A 23280-nucleotide genomic window follows, 5' to 3' on the forward strand; every position below is an offset into this window, starting at 1 on the left:
AAAAATCCCGGTTCAGAATTTAGGGCGTTGCATTCGGCCAGGCTTTCCGCTCATACTGCGCAGGCTTTAGTCACAGGCGGGTATCCGCTGCAATCCTTAACGCGAAATTTGTTTTCAATTATAAATTCGTTGCTAAACGCTCCCCCTTTAGGGGGCTGGGGGGCTACTGCACATATGCCAGCTTCACATCCCTATAAGCCGGTTTCTGCAATTGTTTTTTTAAACCTTTAAAACTTTCGGTAGGGCCTTGTGCGGCAAACATATTGATAAGCCAGGCAGGTACAGAGCCCCCCGGATCAAGGTGCAGGGTGTAAACGATACTTACATGATTGCTATCAACGGGAGTGATAACCCACCTGCCGGTTGAGTTTTCAACTCTTACGATGCCATCTTTCGCGGGTACCATATTTGAGATAACCGGCGCGTCGATGGTAACAATTTTGGTTTTGGGATCTTGCGTAACTTTTAAATGAGCCACAAAATCGCGGTTGTGTACCGGCCATGGTATGTTTACCTCCGAGTAATAATAAATATCTGACGGAGACACCTGCTTAATAATAGTAGCCGATTTGGTATGGTAAACCCACTCGCTGCAGGTTTTGATATCCATTAGCACAGCTACCAACTGTGCTGCTGAAGCATTAAATGTACATTCAACTTTTATGGCTTTGATTTTTGAATCTGCAATATGGCGGGTGTAAACCCTGATGCCTTCCTTGTCGGTGCTTAATGACCATGGCTCTTCCGGGCCAGCTACGGCAAACTTGGCAACAAATAATAAGAATACGATAGATAATATCCTGCGCATGATAATCAGTGACTGTAAATAAGGTGAGGCAAATTTATATACAAAAACAGGCCGGGGTTGCCCCGGCCTGTCAATTAAAGGTCATTTGATATGCGTAGATATTAAAATATGAAAGTGCTATGGCATTTCCAGCTTATTATTTCACCTCGAATACATAGCTGCCTGCATTTACCTTGTACAACGCTGGGTTGTTAATTGTTTTGCCGCCAAGATAAACTTTACCCGCAGGGAAGGTGATTGTAGCAGTTGAATTAGCCGGCACAGTAACTTTATAGGTTACACCATTACCAGTACGCTGCCATGAGGAAACAATGTTGCCAAAAGGCCCTTTATGAGTAGCCGTAAACTCATTTAGGTTTGGTACAAAGTGTGGTTGAAGCAGCACGTTTTTAAAACCCGGATGCTCAGGATCAGGGTGGAGGCCCGCAATGCCTTTGTACAGCCATGCACCAATTTCGCCAAACATGATATGGTTAAGGGAGATATCGGATTTGGCATCTATCTGCCAGTTTTCATACAGGGTAGTAGCGCCGTTCACCATCCACCAGCCCCATGAAGGGAAGGTTTCCTGCGATGCTATTTTGTAAGCAACATCCGGGTAGCCATTATCGCTCAAAGCGCTTAAAATGGCTTTGGCCCCAAGGATTCCTACATCTAAATGGAAATTATCTGCCTCAACACGTTTGGCCAGGTTAGCTGCTACTTTAGTTTTCATGTTTTCGGGCACAACACCCCAATAAAGCGGTACACTTAGCTCTGTTTGTAAGCCTTTGCCGTAAATGCCGGTTGTAGCATCCAAATATTTAGCGTTAATAGCGTTCTTGATCTTATTGGCCAGTGCCGAATATTTTACGTAATCGCCTTGTTTGCCTAATATTTTAGCTGCTTTGGCCAATATGCTGGCATCGGTATAGTAGTAAACAGACGAGGTAAGCTCAACAGGCGAGACTGATTTCACCGGAACCCAATCGCCCAGGCCCCAGGTGGTGAGACCGGTTGGATAAAGCTCATCAATATGGTTCACGTATTTTTCAATGGCTGTATAGTTATCGGCGAGGAGTTTGCTATCGCCATAGAACAAATAAATATTGTACGGAATAATGGCGATGGTGCTGGTCCAGTCGGGCCCGTTACCCCACTCGTAGCCCCAGCCGCCGGTTGGGATAATTGAAGGGAGTACGCCGTTGGGCTGCTGCTCATCGCGGTGGTCGGCCAGCCATTTTTCGTAAACAGTGATGCCGTCAAAATTATAGAGGCCGGTTTCGCTGGCAATGTGGGCATCGCCGGTCCAGCCATTCTTTTCGCGCTGAGGGCAATCGGTAGGGTAGCCGAAAAGGTTGCTCAAATAGCTATTGTTGGTAGCAGTCCAGATTTGGTTAATAGTTTGATTGGATGCTTTAACGCTACCGATAGGTTCTACATCGCTGTGCATAAAAAATGCTTTGATGTTCTCTTTGCCAATTTGGATAGGTTTGTTGCTACTTACTTCGATATATTGAAACCCTTTGTAGTTAAAACGCGGCGAAAATGTTTCTTCGCCCTTGCCGCCTAAAATGAAAATATCGGTCTGGAATGGATCTTTATCATCAGTAGGGCGGTAATGCAGATCGATGTTTGATTGATCAACATGTCCGTTTTTGTTCAATCTTTCTGCATGTTTAAGACGGATCACCGTGCCCGAATCACCTTTAACAGTGATCTGGCTTATGCCCGAAATATTTCGACCCATATCAAAAACCCAAACATCGCTGTCGAGTTTTGTGATGCTTTTGGTGCTGATAGTATCAACCGCACGGATAGGCTGCATAGCCTGAGATACTATGTTCATAGATGGAGCCGAACGGTTAATGACTGGCTTCCATTTGCTGTCGTCAAAGTTGGCAGTGTTCCAGCCCGGCTGCTCTAACCGCCCATCGTAGTGTTCGGCGGTATAAATGCTGTTGAAAACGATGGGGCTAAGTGAAGTTTTCCAGTCGGTGCCGGATTTTATGGTTTCAACCGTACCATCGGTATACGTGATGCGCAAATCCATACAAAACGTCGGGTGACCGCGCCATGGTGCCTGGTGAAAAAACCAAACAGCCGTACTTTGATGGTTATACCAGCCATTGCCCAGTAACACACCAACTGCATTTTTACCGTTTTGCAATTGAGTTGTAACGTCATAAGAAACATAAAGCGTACGCCTGTCGAACCGGGTATACATCGGGTCGAGCCTGTGATTGCCTATCTTTTTGCCGTTGATATAAAGTTCATACAAACCGGCAACTGCAATATAAGCCCTTGCCGAGCGGATTTGCTTGATTATCTTAAACGTATTGCGAAAATAAGGGGCAGGGTTTACTGCTATCCCTTTATTATCGCTGATCCATGAGCCTTTCCAGTTTTGCATGCCCATCATGCCGGTTTCAAAACTATTTATAGCTGATGGGGCAAGTTTTTTACCTGCCCGGTCCCAAAGCTGGACCTTCCAGAAATACTTAGTAAAAGGTTTTAGTTGTTGACCACTATAAATAATAAGATTATTTGATGAAGCAATTTTGGATGTAGCCCATGCGCTGCCGTTGCTTGCTGAAACAGCAGCCGAATCAGTACCTACATAAAGCTGGTAGGCACTCTGAGCTGCCCCCTGGGCTTTATCATTCATCAACCAGGTTAAACGGGGATGGGCATTGTCGATCCCGATCGGGTTTACAAGATATTCCGATTTAAGACCTGCAGCCCCAGGCGTTTGGGCATGTGTTACCGAATAAAAGCAAAATGATAAGGCAATGCTAAGCAATGGCTTACATAAAGGGTGTTTCATGTGGTTAAGATAGCGGTTTGTACGTTATTGGCAAATGACTATGATATATTGTCACAATCAACAATATTAACCGGATAGATTGGGATTGGCATCCTGAACTGTCTGAACCGGGATTCTGACCGTTGATTTTTTTGATTACATTGATTTCGCTGATTTTTTGTCTGAACTCGAATTTATTGAATTAAGGTATTAACAGAATGATTAGCAAATTCAAAAAAATCATTAATTCAATAAATTCGAGTTCAGACAATCTGCGTTGCGCTTGTATCCACAAATTCCCCTAATCCAGGTTCAGACAAAAAATCCTACTAATCCTTAAATCCCATAAATCATGGTTCAGATAATTTATACATTTGCACCATGAGCAAGCTATGGCAAAAAACTACCAACGTTAACGAGCTGGTTGAAAACTTTACTGTTGGTCGCGACCGCGAATTTGATGAGCAAATGGCTGCGTTTGATGTTTTGGGGTCACTGGCCCATACCCGCATGCTGCAAAGCGTTGGGCTGATGGACAGCACCGACCTTGAGCTTGTTCAACGCGAGTTAAAAAATATTTACGCCGATATTGCCAAAGGCGGTTTCCGTATTGACGAGCATGTGGAAGATGTACACTCACAGGTTGAGTTGCTGCTTATCCAGCGTATTGGCGATGCCGGCAAAAAGATCCACAGCGGCCGTTCACGTAACGACCAGGTTTTGGTCGACCTTAAGCTTTTCTTTCGTCATCAGTTGCAGGAAGTTGTTGAAAGCACCGAAACCTTGTTCCGCCAGCTTATTGAATTGAGCGAAAAACACAAAGATGTTTTATTGCCGGGTTATACCCATTTGCAGGTGGCCATGCCTTCATCATTTGGCTTATGGTTTGGCGCCTATGCCGAAAGCCTGGTTGATGATCTTGAACTGGTTTTGGCTGCTTACCGCATTACCAATAAAAATCCGCTGGGTTCGGCTGCCGGTTATGGCTCGTCGTTCCCGCTTAACCGTACTTTAACTACGCAGCTTTTGGGTTTCGATAACCTGAATTATAATGTTGTTTACGCGCAAATGGGCCGTGGTAAAACCGAGCGTATCATTGCACAGGCTATCTCAACCATTGCGGCTACACTGGCTAAAATGGCAATGGATCAAACGCTGTATTTGAGCCAGAATTTTTCATTTGTAAGCTATCCTGATGCATTGACTACCGGCAGCAGCATCATGCCTCACAAAAAGAACCCCGATGTTTGGGAAATTATGCGTGGTAAATGTAACCGCCTGCAGGCCCTGCCAACCGATGTGGCAATGATGACCACTAACCTGCCATCGGGCTATCACCGTGAGTTGCAATTGTTAAAAGAGCTACTGTTCCCGGCTTTTTCCGATTTGAAACACTGCCTTCAAATGGCAACCTTCATGCTGCAAAATATCATGGTAAAGACAGATATTCTGGACGATGCCAAATATGCTTACCTGTTTAGTGTTGAAGAAGTAAACCGTTTAACATTAAGCGGCACACCCTTTCGCGATGCTTACAAACAAGTTGGTTTAGCTATTGAGGCCGGTAATTTTAATCCTTATAAAACGGTGAACCATACTCATGAAGGCAGCATCGGTAATCTGGGTAATGAGCAGATAGCTGCCTCATTTGATGGGCTGATCAATAATTTTGATTTCGGAAAAGTAGAGCAGGCAATAAAAGGATTGGTTGAATAGTTATAATGGTATCAGGAATTTTAGCAGCCTGATACTAAACCAATGAAAAAACCTTATTACACCATCCTGCTGATGCTTATCAGCCTGTTTTCCTGTAAACATGATAATACCGTAATTATTAAAGGCGATATAAAAGGCCTTAAAAGTAAATGGGTGTATTATAAACCCGCTTATTCATTTTTTAGTAAAGCCACAGACTCTGCCAAAGTTACTGATGGAAAGTTCGAAATTAGATTTAAACGGGATACCCCTTTTTTTGCCGATCTTGTTCAGTTAAATTATCTCGACGAAAAAGGAAAACAGCAATTTATAGATGTTGCCAATCCGTATGAGCCTTCAAAAAATCATTCCAGGTATACTTTTTTTGTTATAAGTTCGGGAACGACCACAATAACCGGAGACCTCTCAAAAACTGAAGGGGCGATCTTAAAAGGTGGGCCACAATCCGAGTCGTTTTTGAAGAATATAACGCCGCCTTATATCCGTATAAGTAAAGATGGTATTAGGAGAACCGCGCAGGCAGAAAGGATAAAAAAAATTATCAGTGAGAATCCCGACTCTTATTGGAGTTTACTTGCGTTGCATGGTTTTAGATTTTACGTAGATCACGCCCAATTGAAAGAATTATTCAACTCTTTTGGCGATGAAGCAAAAGCATCGTACTATGGGAAAAAACTGAAACAGTTTATAGAGGAACAACCTGCAGATAAAAATCAGTTTGCTAATAGCGTTTTCAATGATGCTGATGAAAAGCCGGTGAACCTGGTGGATAATACAAAAAAGTTAAATATGGTGATATTCTGGGCAAGCTGGTGCAGTCCATGTCGCCAGGAAATCCCTTCGTTAAAGCGGATAGCAGCCCAGTTTAATAAAGATGATATCAGATTTGTTAGCGTATCAATAGATGCAAAGAAAGAGAACTGGTTACCGGTTATGAAAGCTGAAGATATGCCCTGGCAGCAACTCATCATACCTCAGCAGGTGTTTTCTAAAGCACAGGCACAGTACAATTTGGGGTTCATACCACAGGTATACCTGGTTAATAATAAAAATATAGTAGTGAAAAAAATTGATGGTTTTGACAATGGCAACGAAGAACGTGTTAAAACTTTTATAGCCGATTATCTTGCGAAAAATTGATATTTGCCTGGTTTTTTCGATAAGACTATTGTCGATCTAATCAATCGGTGAAATCAAATCAATCAGACAAAACCAAGAAAATAAAATCAGCAAAATCAACTTAATCAAACAAATCAACGGTCATGAATGGACAAAACAGAAGCGATATATACCCGGGCCTTGAGGTTGACATCATCCTAAAAAAAGATCAGCGCACAGGTGCGCTAACCCGCGGCTTTGTAAAACGGTTGCTCACCAGCGCAGCTTACCATTCGCGCGGAATAAAAGTGCAGTTGGATGACGGGCAGGTAGGCCGTGTTGCCTGGATTGTTGAGGAAGACGATTTTTAGTATCTTCATTTAATCTACATCAAACATTATCATATTTATGGTGTAGCTTAAATTATATGCCTCAAAAAGCCAAAACAAAAACCAAAGTCTTTTTTAGTCTTGATGCTCATCACCGCCTCCTAATCTCGTTAGGAGCCGCAGCAATAACATTATTTTTCTCCTGGGCCCATTTTTCTGCGCCAACGGTGGCATTAGTAACCTGGATAGCATTTGGTTTATGCATCATTATTATGGATTGGATCATTATCCTAACGGCTAACCCCGCCGAGATCCGTAAAATAGCCAGTATCGAAGACTCAAGTCGTACGCTGATATTTTTGTTTGTGATAGTATCATCGCTGATGAGTTTACTGGCGATAGGGTTCCTGTTGTTATCCGCAAAAAACCAATCGGATGCGATAGTTACAGCACGGGTTTTACTGGCCATGGCTTCGGTAATTGTTTCGTGGTGGCTGGTGCATACCATATTTACGCTGCGTTATGCCCATATGTATTATACTACAGACCCCGATGATGATAAAAAATTGAAGCACCTTGGCGGTCTCGAATTTCCGGGCGATGAAAAGGAGCCGGATTATCTCGATTTTGTATATTTTTCGTTTGTAGTAGGGATGACTTTCCAGGTATCTGATGTGGAGATCTCTGCCCGCTCTATCCGCAGGCTGGCCTGGCTGCATGGGCTGATTTCTTTCGCATTTAATACAGCTATTGTGGCGTTGAGTATTAATGTGATCTCGGGGATGGTATCGAAGTAAGGGTAAATAAATAAAAATAGGGTGTCATGGGTAGCTTGTCGAAGCATGGCGGATGGGGCCTCTGCGCGCGCCCCTTCGACAAGCTCAGGGTGACGGGGCTTTCTCCGTATATGATAATATACCACCCCATTGTAACATTTAACTATCTACCCACTCCACACCTTTCAAAGTAGTTAAATATTTTGTTACTTGTAATGCCTTTTATTTTAAACATTTATGCACAGAAGAAATTTCCTCAAAACCGGTTCATTAGCTGGGTTAGCGATCTCCACTTTAGTAGCAGCATCCTGCAATCAGCCATCTGCCGAAAATAAAGCCGATGAAACTGCCGCTGCCGATATCAGTAAGGACGATATATTTGAATTGAGCGAAATAACCATTGCCGATCTGCAGCAAAAAATGCAGAGCAAGCAGTTTACTGCAAGGCTGATTACCGAGCTGTACCTGAAACGCATTGATCAAATAGATAAAAAAGGCATCATGCTTAACTCGGTTATCGAGCTTAATAAAGATGCCTTGAACATGGCCGATGCGATGGACCGGGAACGTGAAAAGGGTAAAGTGCGTGGTCCGCTGCACGGTATACCGGTGCTGATAAAGGATAATATTAATACCGGCGATAACATGCACACCACGGCGGGCTCATTGGCTTTGGCCGATAATTTTGCCAAGCAGGATGCTTTTATAGTGCATAAGCTTCGTGAAGCAGGTGCTGTGATATTGGGCAAAACCAATTTAAGTGAGTGGGCAAACTTTCGCTCCACACATTCAACCAGTGCCTGGAGCAGCAGGGGAGGGCAAACTAAGTGCCCTTATATTTTAGATAGGAACCCCAGCGGTTCAAGCGCCGGTACCGGAACGGCTGTAGCAGCCAATCTTTGCGTTATTGGCATTGGTACAGAAACCAATGGCTCGATAGTGTCGCCGGCATCGGTTAACGGTTTGGTGGGCATTAAGCCAACTGTGGGCTTATGGAGCCGGTCGGGCATTATTCCGATCTCCAAAACACAGGATACTGCCGGGCCGATGGCTCGTACGGTTAAGGACGCCGCCATACTGCTTGGTGCGCTGACCGGTATTGATACGATCGACCTGGCAACGCTTGGTAGTAAAGGCAGGATTGAGGCGGATTATACCAAATTTTTAGATGTTAATGGTTTACAAGGTAAGCGCCTGGGCATTGAAAAAACAGCGTTTGACGATAAGCCGGACGTTGTTGCATTATTACAGGATGCCATCAAAACCCTGAAAAGTAAAGGTGCTGAGGTGGTTGAGATAGAACTGAACAAAGAGCTGAAGACTATCAACAGCAACGAATTTACAGTGCTGCTTTACGAATTTAAAGATAGCCTTAACCAATACTTCAACAATGCCAACAGCAAAATAAAAACGCTGGCAGATGTTATTGCTTTCAACAAGCAGAATGAAACTAAAGCAATGCCTTTTTTTAAGCAGGAGATACTGGAGCAGGCTCAGGCCAAAGGCGATTTGAACAGTAAAGAATATCTTGACGCGGTTAAGCAAACCAATATGGGTACCCGTAAAGTTATTGATGGTATGCTTACCAAATATAAACTTGATGCCATCATAGGCACTACTAATGGCCCGGCTGTATGTATCGACCTGGTAAATGGCGACTATGATAATGGTTTCAGTTTTTCAGGCCCTGCCGCTATGGCGGGGTATCCGCATATTACAGTGCCCATGGGGTTGGCCCATGGCCTGCCGGTTGGGTTATCGTTTTTTAGCACAGCCTATAAAGAGGGCGACATCATAAAATTGGGATATGCTTATGAGCAGGCATCTAAAAAGCGGGTAGCACCGCTGTTTAAGCCCGATCTGTTTGCTTAATTTTGTATGATGGAAGCAACGTTTACTGTTCCGAAAAAGATACTGGCCCGTCAGCATGAAATTACCGCCGACTATCTGAAGGCCATTGACAAACACCTTGAGGATGTGCTGAACAACCGCGTATTGGACATGTACGAGATCCGTGATTTTGCTGATGAAATGCATATCCATCCTACCCATTTGAGCAATACTATTAAACTCACCACAGGCAAACATCCCTGTTTCTTTTTCGAGGAAAAAATCATGGGGATTGCCAAAACCATGCTGCAGGAAAACAAGGTCAGTGTAGCCGAAATAGCTAACCGGCTTACTTTTGATCCATCAAACTTTACCAAGTTTTTTAAGCGTTTTGAGGGAATTACACCAAAACAGTATCGTGAACAGTGGCTGGTAAGGAACCTTGATTTATAGGACTGGAGGATTAAAGGATACGTACATATTTATAAAACCGATCTCCAAAATATGCTTAATAATCAATGATCTATAAATGTATCATTATAAGCATGGCATAGCAATCGCATACTATACAGAGCAACTATACCTCTATGCGATTCCCACGCTACGCTCGCAATGCTATATTTTCTCTATTCTATGACGGTTTTTTAAAGCGGGAGATAAAGCTGACTAATAATATATTATGGATAAAATATAAAGCAAATTTTATTAACGCCTGCTGTTATCCCTGAAGTTTTGAGTACGTACGGCAATTTGTTCTAAAGTAAGTTCGCCGTATTTTTTAGCGCGATCTGCCCATTCGGGGGCGTTGTCAACCAGGTTATCGATAATTGATTTACCGTCGGGTCCTTTTTTGGTTACGTAATTTATTCCGTAAGCAACTGCAGCACCTATAGCAAGAGTTTTGATAAAGCCCATAATTTATTTTTCTTTTCTGATATATGACAATGATAATGCCAGTTTGTTACTTCACCTGATAAAAGCTTCTATATTTGAAGTACTTAAACACCATAACCGCCATATGTTTTTTATTTTTTCAAAAGTTCTTTCGTTTTTAATGAATTTGCTTCTATGGGTATTCGCAATTTTATTGATCGCTCTTTTTTCAAAGAACGTAAAACGTAAACGGAAATTTTTGCTTGCAGGTATTATTGTGCTTTATATTTTCTCTAATTCATTGTTACTTAACCTGGTTAGCTGGTGCTGGGATATCAGGGATATTGCTGTACCAGCCGATAAAAAGTATGCTTGTGCTATAGTGCTGGGTGGTTTTAGCTCGGATGATGGCAATGGCGGCGGTTTCTTTAACTCTGCTGCTGATAGGTTTATCCAGGGTGTTCGTTTGCAAAAAACAGGTAAAGTTAGCCATCTTCTTATCACAGGAGGAAACGGGCTTTTGAGGCCATCGGGTTTTAGGGAGGCCGATTGGGTAAGGGAGCAACTTAGGGAAATGCAGGTTCCGGACAGTTGCGTACTAAGCGAACCGAAATCCCGCAATACCATTGAAAATGCTGCTTTTTCAAAAGAGCTATTGCAGCAGCATAAACTTAAAGCGCCATATTTACTGGTTACCTCAGCATTTCATATGCGGCGTTCCCTGATGATATTTAAAAAACAGGGAGTTGACGTGGTTGCATACCCCTGCAATTTTTCCAGCCGCAGGTTTTCGGCATCTGCCGATGATTTCCTACCTAATGCAGGTGCTTTAGCAGGTTGGGGGACCTATATAAAGGAAGCCATCGGCTACGTGGTAACCCGTTATTTTAAGTGATCAGCCTTGTTTAAGATGCCCTATATTTGGGGTAAAATCAGGCTCCCGGCGGTTATGTTTATTCCAATTGGCTATATCCACCATTCCGGGCGGCGTTTGATAATGATTTGGGTTGGCACCGCATCTTACAATAAATTTACCTTTAGCCTGTGCAATTACAGGCCTGCTGCCGCAGATAATGCAAGGCTCGCAAAAGATGGATACCTGAATTTTAATGGGTTCGCTCATAATTAAACTAAGGTGCTATCTATCTCGTGAAAATTCAATACCAAGTAGTTGGTATTTTTACCGGTATATTACCGTTGTTCTTTAACAGGCTGGTGCATCATCAATTGTTCAATATCCTTTGCAATATCCCCCGGCTGCATTGCAAATTGAAGATATAAAAACCGCTCTCCCGGTACCACTACATCGGTACCGTTGTCCTTTATTTCCATGTTAAGTTTGCGATAGGTAAAATAAGGTTTGAGCCCCCTGATGGCTGTTAGTACGGCTGTTTCGTCCCAACTGTTGCGGCCGGTTGTGTTGTTGTCTTTTGTAAGCGCTATCTGGAAGGCGTCTTTTACCGGGCTATTTTTTATTGATGTATTATTGATCAGGCGAATCCCTGTCAAGATTTTTTCACCTATTTCAAAACCGCTCAGAGTAATGGGAGTGGGCCAGTTTTTAAATACTTCCTGTGCCGAAGCGGCATCTACATTTACATTGTATTCGCTAAACGTTTTACCGTCGGTACCTATTCCTGTAGCCATGGATACCAGTTTTTTTACTTTCTTTTTCACCAGTTGTTCTCCATCCAGTTTGCTGTATTTATCAGCTCCCGACCGGAGCAGATCGGCCAGGTTGGTGAAAAATCCAACCGAAATAATAGTTACGCTGCCATCGGCTTGCTTTGCCAGCAACTTGCGGTAAAGTGCTACCGCTTCAACTGCCTGGCTGTTTGATTTTACGTTATGCGGGTATTTGGCAATAATAGCCTGGGCCCATTGCTGTGCACAGTCTTTATTGGGCTTGTCTTTTTTTACAATACCTATGGGAATATTAGGCCTGCCAAAATAGGTGTTGATCACACTGATGGTTGGTGCGGTAGTTTCAAAGGCGTTGCATGATATAGTAGCTAATATTTGGGCCTCACCCTTGTCTGCAAAGGCATGCAGCATAGCCATGGCACCAACATCGTCATAATCTCCGGCAATATCCGTGTCGAAAATAACAGGAACAGGGCTGTGTTTTTGCGCTTTGACAAAGTTGAGGTGAAAAATGAATGCCAGGATGAGTAATGCTGATTTGAATTTCATTGTATGCAATAAAATAAAAGGCAGTTAGGCCCAAAAAAGATGTATCGGCAAATAATTGGTTTATGAATGATCGGTAATTAAATCTCGCATTATTTAATTACTTTGGCAAGTATTAATTTATAACGAACGACGCTAATCAAATGACTTATTGCCTGGGAATTAAAGTTAAAGAGGGCTTATTGGCCATTGCCGATACTCGTATAACTTCGGGGACGGATACCACTGTAAAAAAGAAGATCACTATAGAACAAAAGGATCATTTTTCGCTGTTTATCATGACCAGCGGTTTGCGCTCGGTGCGTGATAAGGCCGTGATATATTTTAATGAATTATTGGAGACAGCCGAGTTTAATAAGATGTACAAGGCTGTGAATGCATTTGGCGAACAGGTAAAGCGTGCAGCACAAGAAGATAAAGTGTCGCTTGATGCCGCCGGGTTACGATTTGACCTGAATACCATTATTGGCGGACAATTGCGCGATGACGATGAACACAAGCTTTTTTTGCTATATCCCGAAGGGAATTGGGTGGAATTAGGGCAAGGGGCGCCATACGTGGTTATCGGTAATTCGGGGCATGGTAAAGCTATCCTTAATCGCATCCTTAATGAAGATTCGAGCCTGAAACTGGCGCTTAAAACAGGTTTTCTTTCCTTCGATTCAACAAGGGTAAGCTCGAACAATGTCGATTTTCCGATAGATGTGGCTGTTTATAAAAAGGATAGTTTCAATATTGTTGAGCAGCGTTATAACAAACAGGACCTTGAACATATCTCAATCCAATGGGCCGAGGAACTGAAACTGGCACTTGACCATATTTCGGAGGATTGGATGGATGCCACATTTAACAAATTAGAAGAATTAAAAACAGGAAGCTGATAACATGAAGTTCGATGTGTTTACCCAAATGGAATATGTAGTACGGTCGCCGGGCACATTGATTTTAAACATACACGCATTACGCAGCCCAAATCAAACGGTAATAAGTGAAGAATTTGGCCTGGAACCCTATATCAAGTTTGAAGAACTGCAAACTCTGCAGGGCGAAAATCGTTTGGTGCGCTTTGATGTAAGTGCCGATACGCCCAATGTTAAAGTTACCTACAAAGCTACGGTTGATAATTGTTATGAAATAACCGATTTCGGTAATTTACAGGAAACCCACGTTTCTGAGCTGCCCTCGCCGGTGCTGCCATATTTAAATCCAAGCCGCTATTGTCAGTCGGACAAATTATACCGCCTTGCACATAATATGTTCGGGCATGTTACCAACCCTTTTGAGCAGGTGGTTGAATTGACCAACTGGATCAATAAAAACGTACAATATTTAAGCGGATCAACCAATTCACAAACATCAGCTTTTGATACCGTTACCGAACAGGCCGGCGTTTGCCGCGATTTTGCACACTTAGGCATAGCCCTTTGCCGTGCGCTTACCATACCTGCCCGCTATTTTACAGGTTATGCCTATCACCTTAAGCCAGCCGATTTCCACGCCTGCTTTGAGGCTTATCTTGGTGGTAAGTGGATACTGTTTGATGCAACACGGCTGGTACCTTTAAACGGCCTTATTAAAATAGCTACCGGCCATGATGCTGCCGACTCGGCCATAGCCAATATTTTTGGCGATGTTACTTTTACCACCATGCAGGTAAGTTGTGAACTTGCCGAAGACGGTTTTGTGCCCTTTTATTATATTGATGGGGAATTTAAGGGATTGTCATATTTGTAGCTTAGCCTGACCTTAACCCCTATGAAAAAGATATTTTTACAAGTCTCCCTTTCCCGGGGGAGATTTAGAGGGGGCTTATCGTCTCCGCTTTTTTACCGGTACTTTTTTGTTTTCTCTTATAGCATAGATCCAGTTAATCGCCAGTACTGCTACACAGATCAGTAACCCGAAAAACTCACGCACTTCTTCAATCCAGGGCTTTTCGGCTTTCATGGTTTGCACAAGACTTTCGGCATGATGGAACTTAAACCAGTCGATCAGGCCGTTGTTATCAAATATCTTATAAATGGCATAACCTGTAAAAATGATTATGCCGGTTGCATAGCCAATGGGGTAAAATTCTTTTTTTGCTGCCAGGTAGCAAAACCAGGCACAATAAAGGTAAATGGGCATCCAAAGGTAAGGATCTGGATCGTTATACTGTAAACCTGCAAATGTGACAAAAAGTACAACCCATATGATATTGAAGATCTTCATAAGTAAAAAGCAATTGCAATAATTTATACTGGTTATGGTGCTTAATATACAGGTTAAGCAATGTTAAATATATGAAAATATGTTTCAGTACTTAAATAAGGAAATAACAATTATTGGTACCCAGTACCGCCCAATGCATTATCAAAATTATATCCGCCTTAACATTAATTAAATATTGCTCAAACATTTTTTAACCTAATTCACTTCATCCTTTATAACTTTCGTAGCTGTATCTTTTAAATTGTTAGTGTATATGACTTTAACGCTTTACCATTTTACCAGAAAATACTCCGGAAGGTTAAGGATTATACTGCCGCTTTTACTGTTCATACTTTTCTGCAGCCAGCAAGTAGGGGCCCAGGTTAATATTTTTGACCTGCGTAAGCAAAAAGATACCATAACACGATTTTCAGATCCGCCGGTAAAACAGAAACGTTTTGGAAGGGCTGCTTTAGAGCTTGGCCTCGCCGAGATTGCGCCCTGGACATATGATCGCTATATAGTCAACGTTGATTACGCCCGGATTTCCTGGAAAACAACAGGTCATAACCTGAACCCGGGCAGTTGGACCTGGGACAATGATCCGTTTCAAACCAACCAGTTTGGACATCCATATCACGGCAGCATGTTTTACAGCGCCTTCAGGAGTAATGGTTATAGTTTTTGGCAATCAGTACCGGCTACTATGGTGGGCAGTTACCTGTGGGAAACATTTGCCGAAAACCAGGCACCCGCCCCTAACGATTTTATCAACACCAGCTTTGGCGGCATAGTATTGGGCGAAATGACCTATCGACTATCAAATAAGATTATTAATAACCACCGCCGCGGTTTTAAACGGCAAGCCAGTGAGGTGCTGGGTTTTTTGGTTAACCCGATGAATGGCCTTAACCGCATTATTGATGGAAAATGGGGAAAGGTTGTTGGGCCGGCAAATAGGTCGCAGGATGATTCATCAAAAGTGAGTGCAGAATTTGATCTGGGCGCGCGTAAGTTTAACAGCGGCAACCAGGGACTGTTGACCCACGGACGGTTTGGTTGGTTTGGCAGGGCGAAGCTGCTTTACGGCGCTTCAAACGAAAATTTGCACACACCTTTCAGCAATATTTCCATCACAGCCGAGTTTGGGAAAGACGATAGCAGTGCGGTTAATGTGATCAGTGTTTATGGATCTCTTGCAGGATGGGACGTTTCGTTATCGGATAGCGTGGAGAACCTGATCATCATATCAGCTAATTATGATTACATACGCAATGCTGCGTTCTTTTACGGAGGGCAAAGCGTAAAGGCTAATCTACTATCTGAATTTAAATTATTGAATGGCTTTAAAGTGAATACCGCGGTGGGTGCGGGGCTTATCATTTTAGGAGCCGCTCCCGATCCCTACCTGTATAGAGGGCGCAATTATGATTACGGCTCGGGTTTTGCCATAAACGGCAGAGCTGGTTTTAATATAGGTAACAGATTTTATTATAGCATTAATTATCGCGGTAGCTGGCTCATGACTATTAATGGTAATAAGTCGCATTATTTTTTACATACCATAACCAATGAGATAAGTTACCGCGTGTTAAAAGATCTCTCGATAAGTGCCGAACCCGGATATTTCAGGCTGGAAGGAAACTATAAAAATCACCCGGATGTAGACAAAACTTACCCGTACCTGCGGATCTCAACAAGGTACAGAGTTAACCTGTAAGCTAAAAAAAAAGGATTGGAAAAATTTGATGTCGCGGGCAGATTCGAACTGCCGTTTAGGGTATTGCGGACCCCCACCTATCCTCTCGGTCACGCGACTTGAAAACCATAAAAATTCACTTAATCAGATCGGTTGTGGGGTGTAGATATAATTATCTCTCTCCCGTTTTGCACAGGAGCAGGAATTAGCACCTTTTACATTATGCGGATGTACAGGTTGCTAAGACGTCTTTGGGCCTTTCCCTCAGTCTTTCTTGATAAGTTATTAAAAGAACACTTTGTCGTTGTTGACAATGCAAATATAACAATAAATTATATAATTCCTATAGTTTTAGTAGTTTAATTGATATTTATTTCTTTTCCGTTCATTTTGAGGTAGATAAATTTATTAATGCTGTCTCAGTCCATACTTTCTGGGAGTTTTCCGATAGAAATATTTTGAAAAAAAACTGAAATGGTCACCATTTAATCTGAAGTAGTCACCATAATTTTCATTCCTAACTATTGCACCTTTGTATTGTTAAAACATTAAAAAAACATCACAATGGGAACAAATAAAATTGCACTGATAACCGGTGGAAGCCGCGGGCTGGGTAAAAATGCTGCATTGCACCTGGCTAAAAAAGGTATTGATGTAATAGTTACTTATCGCAGTAAAAAAGAGGAAGCTGAAGCTGTAGTTGCAGAAATTGAATCGGCAGGACAAAAGGCTGCTGCTTTACAACTGGATACAGGTATCGTATCCACCTTTGATGCTTTTATTACAAAACTGAAAGCAACCCTAAACGAAAAATGGAACCGTGATACCTTTGATTTTCTGATCAATAATGCAGGTATCGACGCTGCCTCGCCATTTGCACAAACCACCGAAGAAGATTTTGACAGCCTGTTTAATGTTCATTTTAAAGGTGTTTACTTTTTAACCCAAAAAAGCTTACCGGTAATTGCCGACGGCGGCCGGATCATTAATTTTTCGACCGGGCTGGCCCGTTTCTCAACTCCGGGGTATGCCGTTTATGCATCCATGAAAGGCGCTATCGAGGTATTCACCAAATACCTGGCGAAAGAATTGGGCAGCCGTGGTATAGCCGCAAATGTGGTGGCTCCGGGTATTATTCAAACCGATTTTACCAAAGCGGCATTTGATTCGCACCCTGGTTTGGAAGAAATGATGTCGAAGTCAACAGCTTTGGGCAGGGTAGGCCAGCCGGATGATATTGGTGGCATAGTAGCTTTTCTATGCACTGAGGATGCCCGCTGGATCAATGCTCAGCGTATTGAAGCTTCGGGCGGGATGTTCTTGTAGTTGATTGTCTGAATCAGAATTTTTAAATTAACAGAATGTAATGCAAATAAATTATTTATTCTGAAAATTCATTAATCCTGTAAATTCTGATTCAGACAATTTCCTATCTTTCGCACAAAAAAGCACATGGAATTTGGTAGAGTAACGGACGAAGAATTATCCCGGGTTGATTTTACCTTGCCGGCCGACCCGCAGATAACTGTTGAAACCCTTGCCGCTGCAAAAAATGATGTGCCTTTGCAGGTACATGTTGGCTGCGCAAAATGGGGGCGCAAAGAATGGATTGGCAAAATTTATCCGCCAAAAACCAAGGACGCCAATTTTTTAGATGAATACGTTAAGCATTTTGATTGCATTGAGCTTAACGCTACCTTTTACCAGGTTTACGGTCCGGATACCATTTCCAAATGGAAACAAAAAGCCGATAGCAATCCCGGTTTTAAATTTTGCCCTAAATTTTCTCAAAGCATTAGTCACATTCGCCGGTTAAAAAACGCGGAGGATATCACGACCACGTATTATGAAGGTATTTTGGCTTTCGGCGATAAGCTTGGTCCGCTGTTTTTGCAGTTGAGCGATAATTACACACCAAAGAGTTTTCCGGAGCTTAAGGCCTATCTTGAACAACTACCAAAAGATATTCCCGTATTTGTTGAGCTGCGCCATAAAGACTGGTTTGCCGTTGCCGAAAACCGCGACAAGGTATTTAATCTTTTCCGAGATCTGAATATTGGCTCTATCATAACTGATGCCAGCGGCCGCCGCGATGTGGTGCATATGGCATTGCCTACACCACACGCCTTTATCCGCTTTGTAGGCAACAGTCTGCACCCAACAGATTATGCCCGCGTTGATGAATGGGTTGAGCGGATCAAAAACTGGAAAGATCAAGGCCTTAAATCGGTATGGTTTTTTATGCACCAGCATGATGAGCGTTACTCACCAGAGCTTGCTGATTATGTGGTTGAAAAACTAAATGACGCTTTGGGCACCCAATTAATGCGCCCTCAATTTATCCAGAGAGACAATAATAAGCCAACCGCCCAAACCTCGCTGTTATTGTAATGGCTCTGTAGTAGCCGGCGGAATTTTCATAGCCGGGTTAAAGTTGGGGATCAGTTGCCTTAACTTATCCGCGGTTGAATTGTTCATATCCAGGAACGACCAGTTTTTGCCACCATCGCCGCTAACCGCCAATAAGTTGCTGTGCATGGCCATACGGCCTTTTGGGCTTGCCATAATGATAGTTTCGGGCAGCAGGCAATGGATTTCCTTCCCGGCTTTATAAAATTTACCAGGGGTGCCAACTGTAATGTTTTCAAAGCTGATGCCCGCAGTTTTCATTTGCTGCATAGCTGTACCAATCATATCGGCCATTTTTTCTTTGCCCCCGGCCATTTGCACCGCTTTGGGATAAGTATAACTAATAATAGTCTTATAATCTCCTTTGGTCATGCTTTGGGCCATCAGGATTGCCTGTTGTTTTACAACTACCGGATTTTGAGCATGTAATGCCAGCGGCGATAATATGATGATCAGGAGCCTGAATATATTTTTCATGGGATGTTTCTGTTTTTTTATGAGGATCTCATCGGCAAGTTGATCGGTACCATCAACCTTGCTGCTGCATTTAAGCCCCAATATGCAATTTACTAAATTAAAAACACCAACATTTTTAAAAGAAGGTATTTGCTTACCGGTTTTAAAGGTGTGTCCTCAGGCCATGTTGTATAAGGCAGACTTGCGAAGTGTTTAAAACTTCGCAAGTCTGTCCCTGCTTATCATCGTACCTCGAAAGTCCGCCGGATTTCAAAATTCTGCAACATCTGCTAAAGTTTATCTGGCCTACTTCCTCTTCAACGCTTCCGCAATACCCTTTTCAACCAATGGCTCCATTAACCTGTATCCTTCAACAGTAGGGTGCACACCATCAGCGGCTAAATTTTTCGGCAAACCTTTGCGCTCGTCGGCCATGGCGCTATGGTAATCTACATAAACCATTTTATTGGCATCGGCAAAAGCTTTGATCATGGCGTTAAGCTGCACCACTTTTTGCGCAGGTTCCATACCCGGGCGCCATGGAAAGGCATAGGCGGGCAGTACTGAACATAATACTACTTTAATATTGGCGGCCTTAGCCAGCAATGCCATGGATTGAATATTGCCAAAAATATCTTCAATAGCTATCGGGCCGTTATTTTGGGCGATATCATTTATTCCTGCCAGGATCACCACGGCACCAGGTTTCAGATCTATCACATCATCACGAAAACGCACCAGCATTTGGGTGGTGGTTTGTCCGCTGATGCCGCGGTCAAAATATGGTTTATCGCTCCAGAAGGTTGAATCCCTGCTGATCCAGAAATCGGTAATGGAATCGCCCATATAAACTACACTTTTAGGGTTTGGGGCTGATGCTTTTACCTTTTCATTATCGGCCTGGTAACGGGTCATGTTTGCCCAGTCTTTATGAAATGCATCTTCCCATTGCTTATGGTAGGCTTCCCATTGATCGGCTCTCTCTTTAACTGTTTTTACTTTAGGGTCTATGGGTTTTAAAAAACCTTTCAGATCGAGCCACTCGTTAAAGCGGTCTATCCAGTTGTCGGTAGGCAGGTTTTGTTTGCGCATGCCAAAACCGTGGCCTCCTTTAGCGTACATATGCAGCTCGGCGCTGTGTTTTGATGCCAGCCATTTGCTATAAAGCTCAATGCTGTGCGGAGCAAGGCCAAGCTGATCATCAGTAGCTGCAGCTATAAACATCGGCGGCGCGTCGTCAGGGATTTTTGAGATCAGTTCTGGAGGCACGTATGCATAAATAGGCGCGTCAAAATCGGGTTTGTTAGCTGCTGTGTAATTGAAAGCTGCGGCACCGGCCAGTGTGCCGCCTGCCGAAAAGCCCATGATCCCGATTCGTTGCGGCGAAACATGGTATTCGGAGGCATGTTCACGCACATAAGTCAGCGCTGCACGCGCGTCAGCGATAGCTAAGGGAATGATAGGCGCTACCTGTTTAGGGAAATCCTTCTGACTCATTTTGGCTACCAATTCTTTTACCGGGTCGTTAGTTAAACTGTGAGCCAACCTGTATTTCAGTACGAAGCAGGCTACCCCCTGTTTGTTGAGCCATTTAGCTACGTCATACCCCTCGCTGTTGATTGACAGGGTATGGAAGCCGCCGCCGGGACAAATAACCACCGCGGTGCCGGTAGCGATGGATGAATCGGGCAGGAAAACACCCAGGGAAGGGCGCGTAACGTTGTAAACAACTTTGGTATTAAAAGCGTTGTTGTCGCTTTCGCCCTCGTTCCAGATCCAGTTTTCGGAACCGGGAGCCGCGCCGGGGTAAAGTGGGATAACTTTTTGCTGGGCCTGTACGCAAAGGGCCGACAATAGGAGTAAGGTGCCTATCAGTTTTAATTTCATGGGAGGTTAATTCAGGTTAAATGTTGATGTACAAAAATAACAGCATAAAGCTAAACTACAAGGTGCCTAAACGTTTTAGCAAAGACAAATTCCATTTTTATTATAACATCTGTAACCTCGCTGTAAAATATCTGTTATCAGGATTATTGACAGATATTTTCACTATCTTAATCACTCCTGATTTGAATGACCGTGGTATTTATCCATATCAAAAATTTGCTCCGGATTTTGCCGCTGTTGGTTTTGCTTGGTGCGTGTGCCAAACAAAAAAAAGTTTTCCAAAGCGATTGCAATAGTTCAAAAGATTATAAAAAGATTTCATTTACAGAGCTGACCAGTCATATTGAAAAATATGATAAACAATATGTTGAAGTGAGCGGTAAATACAAGGAAGGGAACGAGCAATCCGCGCTTTTTAATGACAGCCTGTTCTCGAGCCACGCATTACATAATGCCATTTGGGTTGATTTTAGTCAGGATTGCCCCCTTTATCTGCCGGGTACTCATATAGGTTTGTTTACCTATAATGATGGTCAGTTTATCCGTATGAATAAACGTAAAGTAACTATTCGGGGCGTGGTTGATGCCAGCGATAAAGGCCATTTAAAACAATACAGAGGTACCATCGACAGGGTGAGTTTTATCGAACTGTGATCTTCAATGCTTTTGAAAATAAAAACAATGCGCCCCGGTATCAGTTGTAATTATAAAAACAATAGTTATGGCTATCAACCCCAATGATGCACCAGACAATGGCTTTTTCGATGAATCAGATGATGAGGAGATCATCAATCAAAATCAAATAAAAGGTTCAAATATGGTAAAAGACCCTGATGAATGGTCAACAGGTGATGAACCCATGACCGGCGCACAGCATTCCTACCTCAAAACATTATCTGACGAGGCCGGTGAAGAGTTTGACGGATCGCTTACCAAAGCCGAAGCATCAAAACGGATAGACGAGCTGCAGCATAAAACAGGCAGGGGATTGAATAATTAATTAAAATAAGCAATATTAAAACCCGTTGCTTGCAGTAAAGGCTCGAGTTCTTTGTAAATGTATGCTTGCCGTTTAAAACCGTGGATTGATATCGATATTAAATAGTCAGTTTCAGGCCGTCATACGCCAGTTCAATGCCTGCAGGCAGCTCTTTGGAAACGTCAGCATGTTTGCCCAGCCTGTGGCTTATATGTGTAAAGTAGGTGGTTTCGGCCCCAATGTCGTTAGCAAAAGCTATGGCTTCTTCAAGCGTAAAATGGGAAATATGGGTTTCCTTTTGCAGGGCGTTGATCACTAATATTTTTGTGCCTTTTATTTTTTTCCTTTCTGCATCCGGAATTGTTTTGGCATCGGTGAGGTAGGTAAAATCTTTAATCCTGAAACCTTTTATAGGCAATCTGTAATGAAACACCTCGATAGGGACGAACTCAACATTACCGATCATAAAGGGATCAAGCGCAATAATGTGCATGTTTACCTGCGGAATGCCCGGGTAACCCGTGCCATCAAAAATATAGGGAAATTCACGCACCAGGGCTTTTTGCACCCTTTCATCAGCGTAAATATCAATCGGGGCGTTTTGTTTGTAATTAAACGCGCGGATATCATCCATACCGGCAATATGGTCTTTATGCTCATGTGTAAAAACGATAGCATCAAGGTGCTGTACTTTTGCACGAAGCATCTGGTACCTGAAATCGGGGCCCGAATCAATGGCAATTACCTTTTCCTCGGTTTCAATTAAAACAGAGCTGCGCAGCCGCTTATCGTGCTTATCTGTTGAGAGGCATACCTCGCAGTTACATGCTATAACAGGTACCCCCTGCGATGTTCCGGTTCCTAAAAATGTTATGGTCACAGCTGCAGTTTAGTTTGTTTAATTTCCTGCAAAAATGTAATCTGTTTATCATCAAGCAGCTTGTAATCTACCTCAAGTTCGCGCAATAGCTCAACCAAAGCAAGGATCTTACTTTCCAGATTAGAGAAACGGTTTACCACAATCATTTTACTGTTAAGCAGCAGGCAGGCACCGGTTTTAAAGTTTCCCTTTTCATAACGCACTTTATAACCGGCTGTTTTTAACAGCAGTTCCAGTTTCTCGAGTGTATGGTTAGTTGCGGGAAGCATTAATTTCAAAAGTAGTAAAAATGGGTGTATTTGCAGGGCTTAAATTGGCATTTGCATGTCACATTTGGTAATTAAATTTCTATTTTTATTTACCTTTTATAACCTA

General features: G+C 42.8%; 24 protein-coding genes and 1 riboswitch. Of the genes, 14 read left to right on the top strand and 10 right to left on the bottom strand.

Translation table 11 applies throughout. The features are described 5' to 3' along the window. Positions 1-163 precede the first annotated feature (163 nt). Positions 164-808, bottom strand: a complete 645-nt coding sequence (locus BLS28_RS26845; RefSeq protein WP_091175026.1) for an START domain-containing protein — start codon at positions 806-808, stop codon at positions 164-166. Positions 809-944: 136 nt separating this feature from the next. Next, complete coding sequence (locus tag BLS28_RS26850) at positions 945-3614, bottom strand: alpha-L-rhamnosidase (protein ID WP_091175028.1); 2670 nt, start codon at positions 3612-3614, stop codon at positions 945-947. A 360-nt stretch (positions 3615-3974) separates the two neighbouring features. On the opposite strand from BLS28_RS26850, the gene argH reads away from it, so the two are divergent. The 6 genes from argH (at position 3975) to BLS28_RS26880 (ending at position 9795) form a co-directional block, all read left to right on the top strand. After that, positions 3975-5309 carry an argininosuccinate lyase gene (gene argH / locus BLS28_RS26855; RefSeq protein ID WP_091175030.1) on the top strand — a complete coding sequence of 445 codons (1335 nt, stop codon included), beginning with the start codon at positions 3975-3977 and terminating at the stop codon, positions 5307-5309. A 42-nt stretch (positions 5310-5351) separates the two neighbouring features. Next, complete coding sequence (locus tag BLS28_RS26860; RefSeq protein WP_091175034.1) at positions 5352-6449, top strand: TlpA disulfide reductase family protein; 1098 nt, start codon at positions 5352-5354, stop codon at positions 6447-6449. Positions 6450-6571: 122 nt separating this feature from the next. Continuing rightward, complete coding sequence (locus BLS28_RS26865; protein ID WP_091175037.1) at positions 6572-6778, top strand: YwbE family protein; 207 nt, start codon at positions 6572-6574, stop codon at positions 6776-6778. A gap of 56 nt (positions 6779-6834) precedes the next feature. Next, entirely contained in the window at positions 6835-7533 is a 699-nt protein-coding gene (locus BLS28_RS26870; RefSeq protein ID WP_091175040.1) for a DUF1345 domain-containing protein, read from the top strand. 216 nt (positions 7534-7749) lie between these two features. Further along, positions 7750-9384, top strand: a complete 1635-nt coding sequence (locus BLS28_RS26875) for an amidase (RefSeq protein ID WP_091175042.1) — start codon at positions 7750-7752, stop codon at positions 9382-9384. A gap of 6 nt (positions 9385-9390) precedes the next feature. Next, entirely contained in the window at positions 9391-9795 is a 405-nt protein-coding gene (locus BLS28_RS26880; protein ID WP_256337551.1) for a helix-turn-helix domain-containing protein, read from the top strand. Positions 9796-10047: 252 nt separating this feature from the next. On the opposite strand, the gene BLS28_RS26885 is transcribed toward BLS28_RS26880, so the two are convergent. Beyond that, positions 10048-10257, bottom strand: coding sequence for a hypothetical protein (locus BLS28_RS26885; RefSeq protein WP_091175047.1), 210 nt, complete (start codon positions 10255-10257; stop codon positions 10048-10050). Positions 10258-10396: 139 nt separating this feature from the next. Here BLS28_RS26885 and BLS28_RS26890 point away from each other — a divergent pair, with 139 nt between their 5' ends. Beyond that, positions 10397-11110 carry a YdcF family protein gene (locus tag BLS28_RS26890; RefSeq protein WP_176844575.1) on the top strand — a complete coding sequence of 238 codons (714 nt, stop codon included), beginning with the start codon at positions 10397-10399 and terminating at the stop codon, positions 11108-11110. On the opposite strand, the gene BLS28_RS26895 is transcribed toward BLS28_RS26890, so the two are convergent. Together BLS28_RS26895 and BLS28_RS26900 are read right to left on the bottom strand one after the other, a co-directional pair. Next, the gene (locus tag BLS28_RS26895) at positions 11111-11338 is read right to left on the bottom strand and encodes a hypothetical protein (RefSeq protein ID WP_091175051.1); all 228 of its coding nucleotides are present in this window, start codon (positions 11336-11338) and stop codon (positions 11111-11113) included. It lies immediately after the preceding gene. 68 nt (positions 11339-11406) lie between these two features. Beyond that, complete coding sequence (locus BLS28_RS26900; protein ID WP_091175053.1) at positions 11407-12408, bottom strand: nucleoside hydrolase; 1002 nt, start codon at positions 12406-12408, stop codon at positions 11407-11409. 140 nt (positions 12409-12548) lie between these two features. Here BLS28_RS26900 and BLS28_RS26905 point away from each other — a divergent pair, with 140 nt between their 5' ends. Together BLS28_RS26905 and BLS28_RS26910 are read left to right on the top strand one after the other, a co-directional pair. Then, a complete protein-coding gene (locus tag BLS28_RS26905) occupies positions 12549-13286 on the top strand; it encodes a proteasome-type protease (RefSeq protein WP_091175057.1) in 738 nt (245 codons plus the stop codon). 4 nt (positions 13287-13290) lie between these two features. Next, on the top strand, positions 13291-14139 hold the full coding sequence (locus tag BLS28_RS26910; protein WP_091175059.1) for a transglutaminase-like domain-containing protein: 849 nt from the start codon (positions 13291-13293) through the stop codon (positions 14137-14139). Positions 14140-14214: 75 nt separating this feature from the next. Here the strand turns inward: BLS28_RS26910 and BLS28_RS26915 are convergent, their stop codons facing one another. Beyond that, the gene (locus BLS28_RS26915; protein WP_091175062.1) at positions 14215-14616 is read right to left on the bottom strand and encodes a transmembrane 220 family protein; all 402 of its coding nucleotides are present in this window, start codon (positions 14614-14616) and stop codon (positions 14215-14217) included. 253 nt (positions 14617-14869) lie between these two features. Here BLS28_RS26915 and BLS28_RS26920 point away from each other — a divergent pair, with 253 nt between their 5' ends. The 3 genes from BLS28_RS26920 to BLS28_RS26930 all read left to right on the top strand — a co-directional run bounded on the left by BLS28_RS26920 (position 14870) and on the right by BLS28_RS26930 (position 18685). Further along, entirely contained in the window at positions 14870-16315 is a 1446-nt protein-coding gene (locus tag BLS28_RS26920) for a DUF3943 domain-containing protein (protein WP_091175064.1), read from the top strand. A 148-nt stretch (positions 16316-16463) separates the two neighbouring features. Then, positions 16464-16578: riboswitch (SAM riboswitch) on the bottom strand. A gap of 280 nt (positions 16579-16858) precedes the next feature. Continuing rightward, entirely contained in the window at positions 16859-17620 is a 762-nt protein-coding gene (locus BLS28_RS26925) for an SDR family oxidoreductase (RefSeq protein WP_091175065.1), read from the top strand. Between the two features lie 126 nt (positions 17621-17746). Then, on the top strand, positions 17747-18685 hold the full coding sequence (locus BLS28_RS26930; RefSeq protein ID WP_091175066.1) for a DUF72 domain-containing protein: 939 nt from the start codon (positions 17747-17749) through the stop codon (positions 18683-18685). Here BLS28_RS26930 and BLS28_RS26935 read toward each other — a convergent pair. Continuing rightward, positions 18677-19180, bottom strand: coding sequence for a hypothetical protein (locus tag BLS28_RS26935; protein WP_143020887.1), 504 nt, complete (start codon positions 19178-19180; stop codon positions 18677-18679). The genes BLS28_RS26930 and BLS28_RS26935 overlap by 9 nt on opposite strands. 285 nt (positions 19181-19465) lie before the next feature. Then, complete coding sequence (locus BLS28_RS26940) at positions 19466-21046, bottom strand: GDSL-type esterase/lipase family protein (RefSeq protein ID WP_091175070.1); 1581 nt, start codon at positions 21044-21046, stop codon at positions 19466-19468. Between the two features lie 186 nt (positions 21047-21232). Between BLS28_RS26940 and BLS28_RS26945 the strand changes: the two genes are divergently transcribed. Further along, positions 21233-21700 carry a hypothetical protein gene (locus tag BLS28_RS26945; protein WP_091175072.1) on the top strand — a complete coding sequence of 156 codons (468 nt, stop codon included), beginning with the start codon at positions 21233-21235 and terminating at the stop codon, positions 21698-21700. A gap of 67 nt (positions 21701-21767) precedes the next feature. Next, complete coding sequence (locus BLS28_RS26950; RefSeq protein ID WP_091175073.1) at positions 21768-22046, top strand: DUF3072 domain-containing protein; 279 nt, start codon at positions 21768-21770, stop codon at positions 22044-22046. 97 nt (positions 22047-22143) lie between these two features. Here BLS28_RS26950 and BLS28_RS26955 read toward each other — a convergent pair whose 3' ends face one another. Continuing rightward, positions 22144-22905 (bottom strand): MBL fold metallo-hydrolase, encoded by a 762-nt coding sequence (locus BLS28_RS26955; protein ID WP_091175076.1) that lies wholly within the window; start codon positions 22903-22905, stop codon positions 22144-22146. Next, complete coding sequence (locus BLS28_RS26960; protein WP_091175078.1) at positions 22902-23174, bottom strand: hypothetical protein; 273 nt, start codon at positions 23172-23174, stop codon at positions 22902-22904. Before BLS28_RS26960 ends, BLS28_RS26955 begins: the two co-directional genes overlap by 4 nt. Between the last annotated feature and the right edge of the window lie 106 nt (positions 23175-23280).

The organism is Mucilaginibacter gossypii (genome assembly GCF_900100945.1).
GTDB classification, from domain to species: Bacteria; Bacteroidota; Bacteroidia; order Sphingobacteriales; family Sphingobacteriaceae; genus Mucilaginibacter; species Mucilaginibacter gossypii.